13 protein-coding genes are annotated in these 15,410 nt (G+C 75.6%); 6 read left to right on the plus strand and 7 right to left on the minus strand.

Annotated elements, in window-relative coordinates; genetic code table 11:
* The first annotated feature begins 14 nt into the window (after positions 1-14).
* Positions 15-503 (plus strand): NUDIX hydrolase, encoded by a 489-nt coding sequence (locus ACZ5D2_RS14370; protein ID WP_371680056.1) that lies wholly within the window; start codon positions 15-17, stop codon positions 501-503.
* 4 nt (positions 504-507) lie between these two features.
* On the opposite strand, the gene ACZ5D2_RS14375 is transcribed toward ACZ5D2_RS14370, so the two are convergent.
* On the minus strand, positions 508-1,278 hold the full coding sequence (locus ACZ5D2_RS14375; RefSeq protein ID WP_371680058.1) for a trypsin-like serine peptidase: 771 nt from the start codon (positions 1,276-1,278) through the stop codon (positions 508-510).
* 217 nt (positions 1,279-1,495) lie between these two features.
* On the opposite strand from ACZ5D2_RS14375, the gene ACZ5D2_RS14380 reads away from it, so the two are divergent.
* A complete protein-coding gene (locus tag ACZ5D2_RS14380) occupies positions 1,496-2,785 on the plus strand; it encodes an ATP-binding protein (RefSeq protein WP_371680059.1) in 1,290 nt (429 codons plus the stop codon).
* Between the two features lie 404 nt (positions 2,786-3,189).
* On the opposite strand, the gene ACZ5D2_RS14385 is transcribed toward ACZ5D2_RS14380, so the two are convergent.
* The 5 genes from ACZ5D2_RS14385 to ACZ5D2_RS14405 form a co-directional block, all read right to left on the minus strand.
* Positions 3,190-3,792 (minus strand): hypothetical protein, encoded by a 603-nt coding sequence (locus tag ACZ5D2_RS14385; protein WP_371680060.1) that lies wholly within the window; start codon positions 3,790-3,792, stop codon positions 3,190-3,192.
* Positions 3,789-5,420 carry a serine/threonine-protein kinase gene (locus ACZ5D2_RS14390; protein ID WP_371680061.1) on the minus strand — a complete coding sequence of 544 codons (1,632 nt, stop codon included), beginning with the start codon at positions 5,418-5,420 and terminating at the stop codon, positions 3,789-3,791. Before ACZ5D2_RS14390 ends, ACZ5D2_RS14385 begins: the two co-directional genes overlap by 4 nt.
* A 141-nt stretch (positions 5,421-5,561) precedes the next feature.
* Complete coding sequence (locus tag ACZ5D2_RS14395) at positions 5,562-6,818, minus strand: Tm-1-like ATP-binding domain-containing protein (protein WP_371680063.1); 1,257 nt, start codon at positions 6,816-6,818, stop codon at positions 5,562-5,564.
* 48 nt (positions 6,819-6,866) lie between these two features.
* Complete coding sequence (locus tag ACZ5D2_RS14400; RefSeq protein WP_371680065.1) at positions 6,867-7,349, minus strand: NUDIX hydrolase; 483 nt, start codon at positions 7,347-7,349, stop codon at positions 6,867-6,869.
* Between the two features lie 29 nt (positions 7,350-7,378).
* Positions 7,379-8,407 (minus strand): cation diffusion facilitator family transporter, encoded by a 1,029-nt coding sequence (locus ACZ5D2_RS14405; protein ID WP_371680066.1) that lies wholly within the window; start codon positions 8,405-8,407, stop codon positions 7,379-7,381.
* Between the two features lie 160 nt (positions 8,408-8,567).
* On the opposite strand from ACZ5D2_RS14405, the gene ACZ5D2_RS14410 reads away from it, so the two are divergent.
* From ACZ5D2_RS14410 to ACZ5D2_RS14420, 3 genes are read left to right on the plus strand one after another with little or no spacing between them, the layout of a single operon-like run.
* Positions 8,568-10,961 (plus strand): FHA domain-containing protein, encoded by a 2,394-nt coding sequence (locus ACZ5D2_RS14410; protein ID WP_468929248.1) that lies wholly within the window; start codon positions 8,568-8,570, stop codon positions 10,959-10,961.
* Positions 10,962-10,970: 9 nt separating this feature from the next.
* Entirely contained in the window at positions 10,971-11,606 is a 636-nt protein-coding gene (locus ACZ5D2_RS14415) for a hypothetical protein (protein ID WP_371680069.1), read from the plus strand.
* Positions 11,606-12,559, plus strand: a complete 954-nt coding sequence (locus tag ACZ5D2_RS14420) for a serine/threonine-protein kinase (protein ID WP_371680070.1) — start codon at positions 11,606-11,608, stop codon at positions 12,557-12,559. The genes ACZ5D2_RS14415 and ACZ5D2_RS14420 overlap by 1 nt, the downstream gene beginning before the upstream one ends.
* 62 nt (positions 12,560-12,621) lie before the next feature.
* Here the strand turns inward: ACZ5D2_RS14420 and ACZ5D2_RS14425 are convergent, their stop codons facing one another.
* Positions 12,622-13,899 (minus strand): streptophobe family protein, encoded by a 1,278-nt coding sequence (locus ACZ5D2_RS14425; protein WP_371680071.1) that lies wholly within the window; start codon positions 13,897-13,899, stop codon positions 12,622-12,624.
* Positions 13,900-14,034: 135 nt separating this feature from the next.
* On the opposite strand from ACZ5D2_RS14425, the gene ACZ5D2_RS14430 reads away from it, so the two are divergent.
* Positions 14,035-15,399 (plus strand): DUF6777 domain-containing protein, encoded by a 1,365-nt coding sequence (locus ACZ5D2_RS14430; RefSeq protein ID WP_468929252.1) that lies wholly within the window; start codon positions 14,035-14,037, stop codon positions 15,397-15,399.
* The last annotated feature ends 11 nt before the right edge of the window (positions 15,400-15,410 follow it).

Genomic DNA, 15,410 nt, shown 5'->3' on the forward strand with positions numbered 1-15,410 from the left:
CGTAAGGTCGGGGCATGACCACTCCCGAATTCATCCGCGCGATCCGGGCGGGCGCCGGGCAGCTGCTGCTCCTGCTGCCCGGGGTGACCGCCGTCGTCTTCGACGACCGGGGCCGGGTGCTGCTCGGCCGCCGCGCCGACACCGGCCGCTGGTCCGTCATCGGCGGGATCGCCGAGCCGGGGGAGCAGCCCGCCGACACGGCGGTGCGCGAGGTGTTCGAGGAGACGGCCGTGCGGTGCGTGCCGGAACGGGTCGTGCTCGTCCAGATGCTCGAACCGGTCACCTACCCGAACGGCGACGTCTGCCAGTTCCAGGACATCACCTTCCGCTGCCGCGCGACCGGCGGCGAGGCCCGCGCCGCCGACGGGGAGCTGCTGGAGGTCGCCTGGTGCGACCCGGAGGAGCTGCCGCCGCTGGAGCCCTTCGCGCTGGACCGCGTACGGCGCGCACGGCGCGAGGAGCCCACCTGGTTCGAGGCGCCCGCGGGCCCCGCGGAGCGGTAGCGGCTCAGCCCGCCGAGACGGCCGCCTCGCGGTAGAGCTCCAGGGCCTGGTCGCCCATCACCGCGCTGTAGGAGACCTCCGGGACCGTACCGCCCCCCTCGTAGCCGCCCAGGACCCCGGCCAGCGCGCCGTCCACCAGCCAGGGGCTGCCGCTGGTGCCGCCGCTCAGATCGGGGCAGTCGATGCGCCGCTGGGTCTCGGAGAACAGGCTCGTGGCGTTGGAGCAGCGCAGCGGGGCGTCCAGCGTGCTGGGATATCCGAGGATCGTCACCGTGACGTCGTCGGGCTGCTCCGTGACGACCGGGAACCCGCCGACGACGTCCTCGATCCGCGCCCCGTCCAACGGCGCGACGGTCGCGAAGGCGATGTCGTCGTCGGGGTCCTTGCCGTCGGTCCAGTCCCCGGCCACGTTCACACCGGTCAGCCGCCACACCCCGTACGGGGCCTTCCCGTCCCGGTAGCCCGGGGCGAACACGGTGGTGTCCGGGTGGTCGAGGCAGTGCGCGGCGGTGGCGATCACGTCGCGGTCGGCGCTGTGCACCACGGCGGCGGTGCAGAAGTGCCCGCCGTCGAGGGCGCCCGCGAACAGTGCGCCCACCCGGGCCACCGTCGCGTCGGGCAGGGCCGTGGCGGTCACGCCGAGCGGGGGAACGGCCGCAGCGTTCGGCATGTCCACGCTCAGCAGGGCGGCCATCGCGGTCACCGCGAGCAGGATCCGGGACGCCCGCCGGGCGCGGGGACGGCCGGCCTGTCGGAGGAGGATGCGTTGGATCATGCACCGAGCCTCCCCGGGGAAACTGTGTCCGGAGCCCGGTGCTCCGTATGAATCCGCTGTGAATCCCGGCGGGGGAGCGCCGCGGGATCCGGCCGCCGCGGAGTCTATGGACGCCGCGGTGGGTTTCCGGACCGGCTGTTGTGCACCTCGGAGCGTGATCGCCGGGGCCGCCCGCCCCTAGCCTCGCCGCAGGAGCACGAACGAGGGGCGGTACCCGGTGAACTGGCTCATCCACGACTACCGCGAGAGCGATCTCGCAGCGGTGGTCCACCTGATCGACACCACGGCGGAGCTCGGCCAGGAGTCCGTCTTCTCCCTCGCCGAGTGCATCGGCGCGCTCACCGACCGGCAGCCCTGCGTGGTCGCCGTCCACCAGGGCGTCCCGATCGGCGCGGCCCTCGCCTGCGTGACCGGGGAGCGCGCCTGGGTGATGCGCATCGCGATCGCCGCCGGCTGGCGCGGCCGGGGCCTGGCCAGCGCCCTGCTGGTCGAGCTGGAGCGGCGGCTGATCGCCGCCCGCGTCGGCCGGATCGCCTACGTCCTGCCCGAGGAGGACCTGCTCGGCGAGGGCCTGCTGAACGCGGGCTACACCCGCCAGCCCGCGGTCGCCTACTTCGAGAAGACCGAGCCGCTGCACGGACCGGCCGCCGGCCTCCTCGACGACCTCGGCGGCCGGTTCCTCCAGAGCGACCTGTGGGACCGGGTCGCCGGCATGGAGAAGGAGAAGGACCTCATCGAGCGGCGCGTGGTGCTGCCGCTCGCCGAGCCGGAACGGGCCGCCTCGCACGGGGTGCGGGCCCCGCGGGCCATCACCCTCTTCGGGCCGCCCGGCACCGGGAAGACCACCTTCGCCCGCGCCATCGCCTCCCGCCTGGGCTGGCCCTTCGTGGAACTGCTGCCCTCGCGCCTCGCCGACGAGGGCAACCTGTCGGCCGCGCTGCGCGACGCCTTCGCCCGGATCGCCGAGCTGGAGCGGGTGCTCGTCTTCATCGACGAGGTCGAGGAGATCGCCCCCGTGCGCACCGAGCCCGCGCAGCCCGGCGGGATCCACGGGGTGACCAACGAACTGCTCAAGCTGATACCCGGCTTCCGGGAGGGCGACGAGCGGCTGTTGGTCTGCGCCACCAACTCCATCCGCTCCCTCGACCCGGCCTTCCTGCGGCCGGGCCGCTTCGACTACCTGATCCCGATCGGCACCCCCGACGCCGGGGCGCGCGCCGCGATCTGGTCGCGGTACACGGCGGGCCGCGCGGGCGTGGACGTGGCGGCGCTGGTGGAGGCGAGCGAGCTGTTCACCCCCGCCGACATCGAGCACGCGGCCCGGACCGCGGCGCAGGTGTCCTTCGAACGGGACCTGGAGGCGGCGGTGGCGCGGGGGCTGGGGGCCGCCCCGCCCGGGGCGACGACGGCGGACTACCTGGCGGCGATAGCGCAGTGCCGTCCGACGGTCACCCCGGCGATGACGGGCGAGTTCCAGGCGGACATCGCCGCCCACGCCCGCTCCTGAACTCCGTCCCCCGGTTGCGGCGGGGGACGGCCATCCGTGACACCGGTCGGCGATACCGGGGCGACCGACACCGCGTCCGGTACGCGAAACGGCCCGCAGCCCCTCCCCAAAGCGGCTGCGGGCCTCCCGCGCGGACTGGGCATCCGTGCGGGACGGCCGCGTTCCGGTTGGGGTGTTCGCCGGCTGGAGCGCGGCACGCAGGGGTGCCCGAGGGCGTCCTGTACGTCCTCGCCCACCCCTTGAGTCAACCAGCGGGCCCCCGTCCCCGGCTTCGGCCGGACGGCCAGGTCAGACCCGGCCGGAAGGACGGCTCCCGCGCCGCTCCCCACCCGGCCACCCGTTCCGGCGCGCCCCCCGGCGCCCCCACGTCCCGGCGTTCCGGCCCGGCGCCGTCCGGCCGTCCGCTACGGGCGGCAGCTGTACGTGAAGTCCACCGCGGCGGAGCGCTCGACGGGCGAGACCAGCTGGAGTTCCGCCCGCGCCGCGTAACGCCCGGTGCCCCGGAAGGTCCACAGCAGGTGCAGCGTGGCCTCCTCGCGCCCGCGCGGCACCCGCTCCGTCAGCTCCTCCGAGCGCGTGCCGTCGCTGCGGACCCAGCGGTAGGTGAGGGTCCCGGGCCGCCCGTCGGTGTGTACGACGGCCACCACATCGGCGGCCCGGTCGCAGCCGGGACCCGCCGGGTCGGTGGTGACCGCCACGTCCCGGACGGCGACACCGGGCCCGAACCGCTGCCAGCCCAGATACGCCAGCACCAGCGCGAGCACCACGGCGGCGAGGGCGTACCGCCGCCAGCCCCCGCCCCGGCGCCGGACCGGCGCGGGCGCCGCGGGCCGCAGCGGGAACGGCGCCGGCATCGCCGCCGTCACACCCGGCCCGAAGCGCAGCACGGAACCCTCGACCCGGTCGGGGGCCGCGTCCTCGGGCGACGGCGGCCCGGTGAACCAGTGGCTGCCGAGGACGGTGGCGCTGTAGTCGTCGTCGCCCTGCGGGGCGCGGGGATCGCTCATCGTGGGGGCTCCTGGTCCTGGCAGCGCACCAGCGGCTTCGAGTCGTACGCCGGACCGCTCCCGGCGGCCGGCTCGGTGGTGACGCGGACGCCGCCGTAGCAGCCGTACCCGCGCGGGAAGGTGTGGGAGCGGACGACCTGGGCCGGGGAGCCGGCCTTGACGAAGAAGGTGTCGGTGCCGTCGGGCACCGTGTAGGCCCCCTGGGCGGAGCCCAGGTACCACTGCAGGACCACCTTGACGGCCCCCCTCCCCGCGGCGGACACGGAGACGGCGGCGTCGCCCCGGTAGACACCGGTCTTGAGGGAGACGTCCACGGCGGTCACCCGCAGGGTGGGGGTCGGCGTGGGCGTGGGCGTGGGCGTCGGGGACCAGGACACGGTTGGCTTCCCCGTCGGGGTCGGCGTGGGGCTCGGGCTCGCCGAGGGGGAGGCCGTCGGCGTCGGGGACCACGAAGGGCTCGGCTGGGCCGACGGGCCCGGGGAGGCGCCGGGGGAGGCGGAGACGGAGCCCGACGGGGACGCGGACGGACCCGGGGCGGGCGGCGCGGACCCCGGCGGGGCCGGGCTCGTGGTGGCGAGGGCGCTCAGCGCGGACGCCCCGGACGGGCCGGCGCCCACGGCGTCGGTGGTCAGCACCAGCGCGGCCCCCAGGACCAGGGCCAGCCCGGCCGCGAACCAGCCGGCGCGCCCCGGGGCCCAGCCGGCGCCCTGCCCGATCGAGGTCGTGGCCACGGCGGTGGTGCCCGCCGCGGCGGCGCCCGCCGAGGGGAACAGCAGCGGCAGCAGGGCGGCCAGCGCGGCGAGCTTGCGCTGCCCGCGCTCCTCCCAGCCCGGCCCGTACGCGGTGAGCGCCAGCTCCTCCAGCTCCGCGACGAAGGCCTCGGCGTTCTCCGGCCGCCGGTCCGGCCGTTTGGCCAGGCCGCGCCGGATCAGCGGGCGCACCGGTTCCGGGGCCTCCGTCTCCGGCACCGGCGCCTCGATGTGCTGGACGGCGAGCTCCGCGAGGTTGGTGCCGTCGTACGGCTTGCGCCCGGTCAGGAACTCGAAGAAGGTCGCGGTGGCCGCGTACACGTCGGCGGTCGGCGAGGCGGGTTCGCCCTGCCACTGTTCGGGCGCCATGTAGGCGGGGGTGCCGGCCACGCCCGGGGTGGTGCCGCGGCCCGTCGCGATCCCGAAGTCGACCAGTTTCGAGGAGCCGTCCGGAGCGACCAGCACGTTCTCCGGCTTGTAGTCCCGGTGGACGACACCCGCCCGGTGGGCCGCGGCCAGCCCCAGGAGGGAGCCCTTCAGCACGACCAGGGCCGCCTCCGGCTCCGCCCGCCCGGACTCCCTCAGGACCGCCCGCAGGGAGATCCCGTCGACCAGCTCCATCACGATCGCGGCGCCGTCCGGCGCCTCCACGTACTCGTAGAGGCCCACCACGTAGGGGGAGCCGAGACCGCCGAGCAGCCGTGCCTCCGCCCGGAACTCCCGGACGAAGGCCGGGTCCCGGCGCAGCCGCTCCGACAGGTACTTCACCGCGACCGCCGTGCCGGTGGCCGCGTGCACCGCGAGCACCACCCGGCCGCTGGCGCCCGCACCGAGCTCGCGGACCTCGCTGTAGCCGGGCACCGTCCAGCCGTTGTCCATCGTCCGCCCCCGTCCGTGGCGTCACCGGCCTCCGAGGGGGCCGGCCGGTCGTCCCCCGACCGGCACCCTCCAGGACACGGTTTCCGCCACGGCCGGTTCCCAACCCCGCCGGGTGTCCGGGACGCGGACACCCGGCGGGGATCAGGCGGCGGCCGAGACCGCGCCGATCATGGTGTGCAGCCGGTCGGCGGCGGCCCGTCCGAAGGCCGGGTCGTTGATGTGGGTGTCGTAGTCGTAGAGGCGGGCCGCGCTCCCGCGCAGGCCGTCGCGCAGCGTCGAGAACAGGGCCCCGTCCGCACGGGGGTCGTGGTACGGGCCGCCCGGCGCGCCGAGCGTGGACAGTCCGCGCAGGGGCAGGCAGACCGCCGTCGGCCCCGTCGACGCCCGCAGTTTCGCCGCGACCCGGCGGCCCAGCTCCGCGCATTCGGACTCGGTCGTACGGATCACCGTGATCGAGGGGTTGTGGACACGGATCCTGCGGTAGCGGGCCCGTTCGGGCAGGGTCTCCAGCGGCCCGAACTTCACCATGTCCAGCGCGCCCAGGCTCACCACCTGCGGGATCCCCGCCCGCCCGGCCGCGCTGAGCCGGTCGGGTCCCGCCGTGAGGATGCCGCCGCACAGGTCGTCGGCGAGCTCGCTGAGGGTCAGGTCCAGCACCCCGGCGAAGATCCCCTGCCCGGCCAGGGTCTCCAGGGTCCGCCCGCCCGTACCGCTGGAGTGGAAGACCAGTACCTCGTAGCCGAGTTCGGTCAGCCGTTCCCGGGCCGCGTCCACACCGGTCGTCGTCACCCCCGCCATGCTCGCCGCGACCAGCGGCCGGGCACCCGCCCCCAGCCGGGCCGGGCGGCGCAGCTCCATGGAGGCGCGCTGGAACGCCCTGGACATCCCGGCGACCGCTTCCACGGCGTTCGCCAGCACCGGCGCCGAGATGCTGTTGATCCCGGCGATGTCCACGACGCTGTACATCATCGTGATGTCCGCGGACCCGACGTACGGGGCCACGTCCCCGGACGCCATCGAGGAGACCATCACCTTCGGCACGCCGAGCGGCAGCGCCCGCATGGCGCGCGTCGCGATCGAGGTGCCCCCGCTGCCCCCGATCGCGAGCACCCCGTGCAGCCGCCCCTCGGCGTGCAGGCGCAGGAGGGCCGCCTCGGCGCCCCGGGCCATCGTGGCCACGGCCGAGCCCCGGTCGGCGGCGGCCCGCAGGTCGGACAGTTCCGTGCCCGCCGCGCGGGCCACCGCTTCGCGCGGCACGTCCGCGTCCCCCCGGGGCTCTCCCATGATCCCCGTGTCGACCAGGACCACCTCGACGCCGGCGCGCAGCAGCCTCTCGCGCAGCCAGCCGTACTCGACACCCTTGGTGTCCAGGGTTCCCACCAGCACGACGCTCGTCATATGTGCAATGTCCACGCAGGTGGGGTTTGTTGGCAAGTAAAGGTCGAGTCAACCCTCCAGTAGCACCAACAGGCGCTCCAGGAAAGGGAGTTGAGGCATCATCAGCTTGTTTCGCGCCATCGGCGGGGCGAACCAGGCCACCCGGTCCAGCTCCGGGAACTCCTGCTCCCGCCCGGAGTGCGGAGGCCACTCCATCGTGAACGTCCCGGGCACCGTCAGCGCCGGATCGAGGTCCGCCTCGACCGCCCAGATGGTCACCAGCTTCCCGCTGGTCAGCCGTACCTCGCCGAGCGGCAGGTAGTCGCCCTCCGGCGGCGCCAGCCCGAGCTCCTCCGTGAACTCCCGGCGGGCCGCGTCCCGGGGCGCCTCGTCCGGCCCGTACTCGCCCTTGGGGATCGCCCAGCCGCCGGCGTCCCGCCCCGCCCACAGGGGACCGCCCATGTGGCCGAGCAGGACCTCCACGCCCCCGCCGCCGGTGCGGCGGAACAACAGCAGGCCGGCGCTGCGCTTGTGCCTCTTCGGCTCCGTCATGGCTTCATGTATGCCCCGCCGGCCGGCCTTCAGTGCGCGTGCGGGCCCTCCCGGTGCACCGGGCCGTGCGCGTCCGCGCAGTGCGGGTCACGGCCGCCCGGCTCCCCGCCCGCCCGGCCGACCGACAGCAGCGCCTCCTGGACGTGGTCCACCTGGAGCGTGGTGTGAGTGATCCCGTACTCCTTCTCCAGCAGCCGCTCCAGCTCCCGGCGCACCGCGTGGCAGTCGCCCTCCGGTTCCACCAGTACGTGCGCGGACAGCGCGGCCTGCCCCGAGGTGATCGTCCAGATGTGCAGGTCGTGGACCTCCGTCACCGGCGGGTGTCCGACGAGACGGTCGCCGACCGCGTCCGGGTCCAGGTGCGCCGGGGCCGCCTCCAGGAAGATCCGCCCCGACTCGCGCACCAGCCCGTAACCCGCCTTCACCATCAGCACCACCACCACGAGCGTGGCGATCGCGTCCGCCTGCACGAAACCGGTCGTGAGCACGATCAGGCCGGCCACGGCCGTCCCGATGAAGGCGTACAGGTCGTTCAGGACGTGCTGGTAGGCGCCCTCCACGGCCAGCGAGGACCGGTTCGCCCGCGAGATGCACCAGGCCGCCGCCACGTTGACGACGATGCCGGCCAGCGCCGTCACCAGCACCAGACCGCCCTCCACCTGCGGCGGGTCGATCAGCCGCCGCACCGCCTCGTACGCCAGCCAGGCCGCCAGCAGCAGCAGGGTCAGCCCGTTGGCCTGGGCGGAGAGGATCTCGGCCCGCTTGAGGCCGAACGTGAAACCGCCGCGCGCCGGGCGCGCCGCCAGCCGCATCGCGATCAGCGCGAGGACGATCGAGACGGCGTCGGTCAGCATGTGCGCCGCGTCCGAGATCAGGGCCAGGGACTGGGCCATCACGCCGACGACCACCTCGACGGCCATGAAGCCGCCGATCAGCGCGAGCGCGATCGCCAGCCAGCGGCGGTCCGCGTCCGGGTCGACCCCGTGACTGTGCCCGGCGTGGCCGTGGCCGTGGTCGGGCCCCCGGTCGTGGTCGTGCGCGTGGTCGTGCCCGGTCATGGCGTCCCTCGTTCGTTCGGTTCCGACGCGTGAAGTGAAGCGCACCTCGGCGGGATCGGCAAAGGCTGCAACGGGGACCGTTGTCATTCTCCATAAGACCCCTCTGACCTGCGGTGATGCTGCCCGCGCCGGGACCGGTCGATCGTGGGAGGATCTGTGCATGGCCCAGCGCTCCGGAGCGGACACCGCGCCCGAACTCGTCCTGGAGACCGCCGGGGGCTCGACCGAGATGAGCCCGTCCCGGACCTATCACGTCGGCCGGGACCCCCTCTGCGAGATCTGCCTCGACGACGCCCGCGTCTCCTGGCACCACGCGGTCCTGTGCCCCGACGGGGACCACTGGACCGTCCGTGACGAGGACAGCACCAACGGCACCTGGGCCGACGGCCACCGCATCCGCGAATGGAGCGTCGGCCCCGGCAGCGAGTTGCGCTTCGGCAGCGCCCAGGACGGCCCGCGCGCCGTCCTCTCCATCCGCACGCCCCCGGCCCCGCCCCCGCCCCCGCCCGCGGCCGTCCCGTCCGTCGCCCCCGTAGCCCACCCGGAGCGCACCGGCACCTTCCGCCGGCCCACCACCGTCCGCCCGCTGGCCGCCCGTACCGCCCTGCGCATCGGCCGCGACCCCGCCAACGACCTCGTCGTCGACGACCTCGTCGTCTCCCGCCGGCACGCCGAACTGCGCGCCCTCGCCGACGGCACCTACGAGATCGCCGACCTCGGCAGCCACAACGGCACCTACCTCAACGGCACCCCCGTCGAACGGGCCCGGATCGCCGAGGGGGACATCGTCGGCATCGGCCACTCGGCCTTCTGCCTCGTCGGCGACCAGCTCCAGGAGTACGTCGACAGCGGCGAGGTCTCCCTCGACGTGCAGGACCTCGCCGTCGCCGTCGACCACGGCCGCAAGACCCTCCTCGACGACGTCTCCTTCCCCGTCGGCGGAAAATGCCTGCTCGCCGTCGTCGGACCCAGCGGCGCCGGCAAGTCCACCCTGCTCGGCGCCCTGACCGGACTGCGCCCAGCCGACCACGGCACCGTCCTCTACGACGGCCGCGACCTCTACCGCGACTACGCCGAACTGCGCAGCCGCATCGGACTCGTCCCCCAGGACGACATCCTGCACGCCCAGCTCACCGTCCGCCGCGCCCTCACCTACGCCGCCGAACTGCGCTTCCCGCAGGACACCGCCAAGACCGAACGCCAGGCCCGCGTGGACGAGGTGATCGGCGAACTCGGCCTCGGACAGCGCGCGGACCAGCCCATCCACAGCCTCTCGGGCGGCCAGCGCAAACGGGTCTCCGTCGCCCTGGAACTGCTGACCAAGCCGTCCCTGCTCTTCCTCGACGAACCCACCTCCGGCCTCGACCCCGGCATGGACCGGTCCGTCATGCACATGCTGCGCGGCCTCGCAGACGACGGCCGCACCGTCATCGTCGTCACCCACAGCGTGCTCAGCCTGGACGTGTGCGACCGGCTGCTGGTGCTCGCCCCCGGCGGCCGTGTCGCCTGGTACGGGCCGCCCGGCGAGACCCTCGGCTTCTTCGGCTTCGACCAGTGGCCCGAGGCCTTCGAGGCCTTCGAGAACGAGCGGGACCGCGACTGGGCCGGCCAGTACGCCGCCTCCCCGCAGTACCGCGCCTACGGGGCCGGGGCAGCCCACAGACCCCGTGGTCCCCGCGGAGCCCCGGACGGGCAGTCCGGCCAGGGCCCGGCGGGCTTCGCCCCCGCGCCGCCCAAGGCGCAGAGCTGGGGATCCCAGCTCTCCACCCTGGTCCGCCGCTACGCCGCCGCGCTCGGCGCCGACCGCACCTTCCTCGCCATCATGATCGCCCTGCCGTTCGTGATGGGCGCCATGGCCCGCGCCCTGGCCGGCAGCGCCCTCACCCAGGAGACGGCGATCAACGCCCTGCTCATCCTGTGCGTCGGCGGCGTCCTGACCGGAGCCGCCAACGCCGTCCGGGAGCTGGTCAAGGAACGGGTCATCTACCAGCGGGAACGCGCCGTCGGACTGTCCCGGTCCGCCTATCTGATGTCCAAGGTGGTGGTGCTGGGCACGATCACCGTGGCCCAGGCCGTCGTCCTGACCCTCGTGGGCCTCTTCGGCGTGCGGCTCGGACCGCCGGGCGCCACCGGGGTGTTCCTGCCGCCGCTCGTCGAGATCACCCTCGCCGTCGCCCTGCTGTCCTTCACCGCGATGACGCTCGGCCTGCTCGTGTCCGCCCTGGTGAACAAGGAGGAGGTCACCATGCCGCTGCTGGTCCTCCTCGCCATCGTCCAGGTGGTCTTCTGCGGGGCGCTGCTCCAGCTCGACGGGGTGCCGGTGATCGAGCAGCTCGCCTGGTTCGTCCCCTCCCGCTGGGCGCTCGGCGCGATGGCCGGCACCATCGACCTCGCCCGGATCGTGCCCGGCCCGCTCACCGACGACCCCCTCTTCGCGCACTCCGCCGGGGTCTGGCTCCTCAACATGGGCATGCTGGTGGCCCTGTCCGTCCTGTTCTGCGTACTGGTCGCGCGGCTGCTGCGGCGGCACGAGCCCGCGATCATGCGGAAGTAGGGCCGGCCGATGACCGCCCCGGACGCCCCCGGCGCCGTGTTCCGGCCCACGCACGTGGTCCCGCCCGACGGGCTGCCCGCCTGGGAGGCGCCCGACGCGACCCGGCCGACCACCGCCCTGGACGCCTTCCTCCCCGTACGCCTGCTGTCCCGGAGCGGGGAGTGGGGAGAGGTCCTGTGCGCCAACGGCTGGTCCGCCTGGGTCGACGGCCGGCTGCTGGTGGCCGTGCCGCAGCCGCCGCCCACGGGCGGCCGGCCCACCGTACCGGCGGAGGACCCGGGGCCGCTGCTCGCCGGGGCGGCCGACGCCCTCGACCGCTACCGGCGGGCCGTCCGCGAACTCGCCGCGGACCGGGCGGACACCGGCGCGTTCCGGGAGGCCGTACGGGGCCTGCGGGCCGGGATCGTCATCGACGGGGAGTCCGCGTGGCTCTACGACGCCGCGGCGGACCAGTGGACGTACGCGGACGGGAGCCGCCTGGCCCCCTACGCGGTCGTCACGGGACCGGTCGCCCCTCCCGCGCCGCAGCCCCGGGACCCGCGGCCGCGGGAGTCCGGCCCCGCCCCGGGCACCGGCGCGGCGGAACCGGCCCACGAGCCCACCAGGGTCGTGGACCGGCCCCCGCCCGAACCGGGCGGGCGCTGATGGGAGCCGCCGACCCGCGGGCCGGGCGGGCGTCCGGACCCGCCGGCAGGCGGATCGCCGGCTACCTGCTGGAGGACGAGATCGGGCGCGGCGGCATGGCCGTCGTCTACCGGGCCCGGGACCTGCGGCTGGACCGCACGGTGGCGCTGAAGGTACTGGCCCCCGAACTGGCCCGCAACGACACCTTCCGGCAGCGCTTCGCCCACGAGTCCAGGGTGGCGGCGGCCATCGACCACCCGCACATCGTGCCGGTGTTCGAGGCCGGTGAGGCGGACGGGCTGCTGTACATCGCCATGCGGTACGTCCCCGGACAGGACCTGCGGGCGCTCCTCGACCGCACCGGGCCGCTGTCCGTGGCGGCGGCGGCCCGGATCGCGGGCCAGCTGGCCTCGGCACTCGACGCCGCCCACGCCCACGACCTGGTCCACCGGGACGTCAAACCCGGCAACGTCCTGGTCGCCGAGGGCACGGACGGCGAACACCCCGAGCACGTGTACCTGACCGACTTCGGCCTCACGAAGAAGTCCCTCTCGCTGACCGGGTTCACGACCGTCGGCCAGTTCGTCGGGACACTGGACTACGTCGCCCCGGAGCAGATCTCCGGGAAGCCGGTGGACGGCCGCTGCGACGTGTACGGGCTGGGCTGCGTGGTCTACGAGATGCTGACCGGGGGCCCGCCGTTCCGCCGCGACGACGACCTCGCCCTGCTCTGGGCGCACCAGTACGATCCGCCGCCCCCGCCGTCCTCGCACCGCCCGGAACTGCCGCCCGCCGTCGACTCCGTACTCGCCAAGGCCCTCGCGAAGGCCCCCGAGGACCGCTGGGGAACCTGCCTGGCCTTCACCACGGCCCTCCGCGCCACGGCCGGCCGTCCACCGGTGGCCGCCCCCGCCTGCCCGCCGCCCCCGCACTGGGCCCTGCCCGTGTTCCGCGGCCCCTCCGAGCGCGCGTAGCCCCACTGGGCGCGCGTAGCCCCACCGGGCTCCCGGGCCGCGGCGGCCCGGCGGTCACGGCCTCACGGTGCCGCCGGGGCCCGCCCGCCCCGGCGGCGCCGGACGGGGCGGGACAGGAGCGCGCCGAGGAAGCCCGCCACGGCGCCCCAGAGGAGGGCGAGTCCCGTCGTGCGCCACAGGTGCGGGGTGAGTTCGGCGGTGCCCGCGAGGCCGGCCACGTCGCCGATGCCCAGGAGGGACAGACCGAACCGGACCTCGACCCGGGCGAGCAGGCACACCGTCAGGGTGGCCAGCGCGAGCGCCACCGCCAGGTGGAGGGCGTGCCGGTGGGGCCGCACGTGCGCGGGGGAGCGTACGGCGGCCAGCACCCCGGTGCCGAGCAGCAGGACGGCCGCCACCGGCACCAGCCACCAGGCCCGCGGGTCGTGCTCCGCGAGCGAGGCCACGTCGACGGTCGACGCCTCGGAGCCGCGCAGGACCCGGTCCAGCACCTGCGGCACCGGCAGGCCGAACGGCCCCTCCACCCGGCCCTGCCACGCACCGCCGAAGCCCACGGTGAGGGCCGGCCAGGCCAGGTTGGGCAGGCCGAGCAGGAGCACGGCCAGGGTCCGGGCGGCGTGGCCCCGGGTGGCGGCCGTCACCAGGCCGACGGCCAGGCCCAGCCCGACGTACGCGACGAGCAGGACGGCGGTGGCGTGGGCGGCCGGGCGCACCGCCGCGTGGAAGCGGACCAGGGCCGCCGGGAGCGGCGCTCGCCGCGAGACCAGCAGGGTGATCAGCTGCAGGCCCAGGATCCACAGCAGCCCGAAGAGGAGCGTGGCGGGCAGGTCGGCCCGGAAGCCCACCGACGGTGCGCCGCCGAGCAGCTCGCCGAGGTCCCCGAGCGGTGAGTCCCCGGGGGAGAGCCCGAAGTCCTGCCGGGCCAGGAGGCCGGACAGGGTGAGCAGGAGCAGCCACAGGACGGTCAGCCGGGCGGCCCGCAAGAGCAGTTCCCGGGGCGTGACCACCGCCCGGCCCCGCAGCGGACGCAGGAAGAGGAAGCCCGTGGTGAGCGCACCGGCCAGGCTGACCGACAGGGGCATCACCGACAGGCTCACCTCCGCCCCGGCCAGCGGGCCCGCCTCGGCGGAGCCCCCGACCGCGCCGCCCGCGGCCATCACCACGACGGCGGCGAGCACCCGGGGGAAGGCGCCCCCCGGCAGATCGCCCGCTCCCGCGCAGGCGAGCCCGGCCGCGGCCACCGCGGTCATCACCGCGAAGCCCGCCAGGGCGGCGACGAGCGCGTCGCGCCAGGCCCCGGGGGAGGCGTGCGCGGAGGTCCTGACGGAGGAGCGGATCACCCGCTCACCGTGGCACCCCCGGCTTGCGGGCACCACCGGGAGCACACACACAATGGTCCGTAGGAGTGTACGAACACCTATGAACCGGAATCAACAGGAGCTTTCGGGAATTCCGCCGCCGGGAGAGAAGAGCCCGTGACCACGCAGCCCTCCGGCGAACGGCCGCCGCAGCCCCACCAGCCGTCACCGCCGGACGCGTCATCGTCCGGGCCCTCGTCCGGGCGCCCCACCGGGCCCCCTTCCGGACCGCTCTCCGGAGGGGCGGCGCCGGGTCCCCCCGGACCGCCGCCCCCGGCACCGCCCGGTGGGCCTCCCGGTGGGCCTCCCGGTGGGCCTCCCGGTGGGGAGCCGCCGGGCGGGGCGCGGCCCTGGTGGCGGTCCGGCCCCCGGATCGCGGCGGCGGCCGTGGCGCTGGCCGCCGTGGCCGCCCTGGTCGTGGTGCTGACCCGGCCGGGCGGCGGGGGCTCCACGCAGCGGGCCGGGGCCGAGGTGTTCCTCCAGCCGGCCGCGGTGACCGGCCCCGCCCCGTTCACCGAGTCCACGGCCGCGCGGGAGGCCACCCCGCCCCCGTACAGCCCGGCCCCGAACCCGACCCCGTCCCCGACGGGCACCGGCACCACCCCGACCCGCAGCGTCAGCGGCTCCGCTCCCGGCCTCTACGGCGGCACGAAGGACGTCGCCAGCTGCGACGTGCCGAGGCAGGTCGCGGCGCTGTCCGCCGAGCCCGCCAAGAACGCGGCCTTCGCCTCCGCCCTCGGCCTCGACCCCTCCGCCGTTCCCGGCTACCTGCGCGCCCTGACCCCCGTACAGCTGCGCACGGACACCCGGGTCACCAACCACGGCTACCGCGACGGCAGGGCCGTCCCCTACCAGGCGGTCCTCCAGGCGGGAACGGCCGTACTGGTGGACGACCGCGGGGTACCGCGGGTCCGCTGCGCATGCGGCAACCCCCTCGGCGCCCCCGTGCCGCTGCCGGCGAACCCGAAGCGCTCCGGACAGCCCTGGCCCTCGTACCGGCCCGGCGAGGCCGTGGTGATCGCACCGTCGAAGACGGTGGTGCACAAGATCGTGATCTACGACCACGAGAGCGGCCGCTGGTACGAGCGCGACCGGGGCGCGGCCCCGAAGCCGGACCGTCCCGTACCGCCGCCGCCGACCCCCACCCCGCCGGCCGGCACGCCCTCGCCGGCCACCTCCCCGCCGCCCTCCGGCGCCACCTCACCGCCCGTGACCGGCACCCCGCGCACCCCGGGCACCGGAACGCCTGAGGACACCGCCACGGCGACCACCCCGTCCGGGAGCCCGTCGGGCGGCCCGGGGGACACGTCCGCCCCCTCGGCGCCGGCGTCGAAGCCGCCCGCCCTCACCGACCGCAGCACCCCGAGCGGTCCCACCACCCCGCCCGGCCCCTCCACCGCCCCGCCGGCGGGCCTGGCCCCGGCCTCCCCGTCCGGGTCCGGGGCCGGATCCGGGGAAGCGGAGGCGAACGGGGAAGGCTAGGCCGTCCGGCC

The organism is Streptomyces sp. NPDC031479 (assembly GCF_055581065.1).

Excerpts from the sequence above, each read along its gene's own strand:
- ACZ5D2_RS14420 (WP_371680070.1), top strand. The coding sequence starts at position 11,606 with ATGGGAGCCGCCGACCCGCGGGCCGGGCGGGCGTCCGGACCCGCCGGC.
- ACZ5D2_RS14395 (WP_371680063.1), bottom strand. The coding sequence starts at position 6,818 with ATGACGAGCGTCGTGCTGGTGGGAACCCTGGACACCAAGGGTGTCGAG.
- ACZ5D2_RS14400 (WP_371680065.1), bottom strand. The coding sequence starts at position 7,349 with ATGACGGAGCCGAAGAGGCACAAGCGCAGCGCCGGCCTGCTGTTGTTC.
- ACZ5D2_RS14410 (WP_468929248.1), top strand. The coding sequence starts at position 8,568 with ATGGCCCAGCGCTCCGGAGCGGACACCGCGCCCGAACTCGTCCTGGAG.
- ACZ5D2_RS14375 (WP_371680058.1), bottom strand. The coding sequence starts at position 1,278 with ATGATCCAACGCATCCTCCTCCGACAGGCCGGCCGTCCCCGCGCCCGG.
- ACZ5D2_RS14370 (WP_371680056.1), top strand. The coding sequence starts at position 15 with ATGACCACTCCCGAATTCATCCGCGCGATCCGGGCGGGCGCCGGGCAG.
- ACZ5D2_RS14390 (WP_371680061.1), bottom strand. The coding sequence starts at position 5,420 with ATGGACAACGGCTGGACGGTGCCCGGCTACAGCGAGGTCCGCGAGCTC.
- ACZ5D2_RS14415 (WP_371680069.1), top strand. The coding sequence starts at position 10,971 with ATGACCGCCCCGGACGCCCCCGGCGCCGTGTTCCGGCCCACGCACGTG.
- ACZ5D2_RS14385 (WP_371680060.1), bottom strand. The coding sequence starts at position 3,792 with ATGAGCGATCCCCGCGCCCCGCAGGGCGACGACGACTACAGCGCCACC.
- ACZ5D2_RS14405 (WP_371680066.1), bottom strand. The coding sequence starts at position 8,407 with ATGACCGGGCACGACCACGCGCACGACCACGACCGGGGGCCCGACCAC.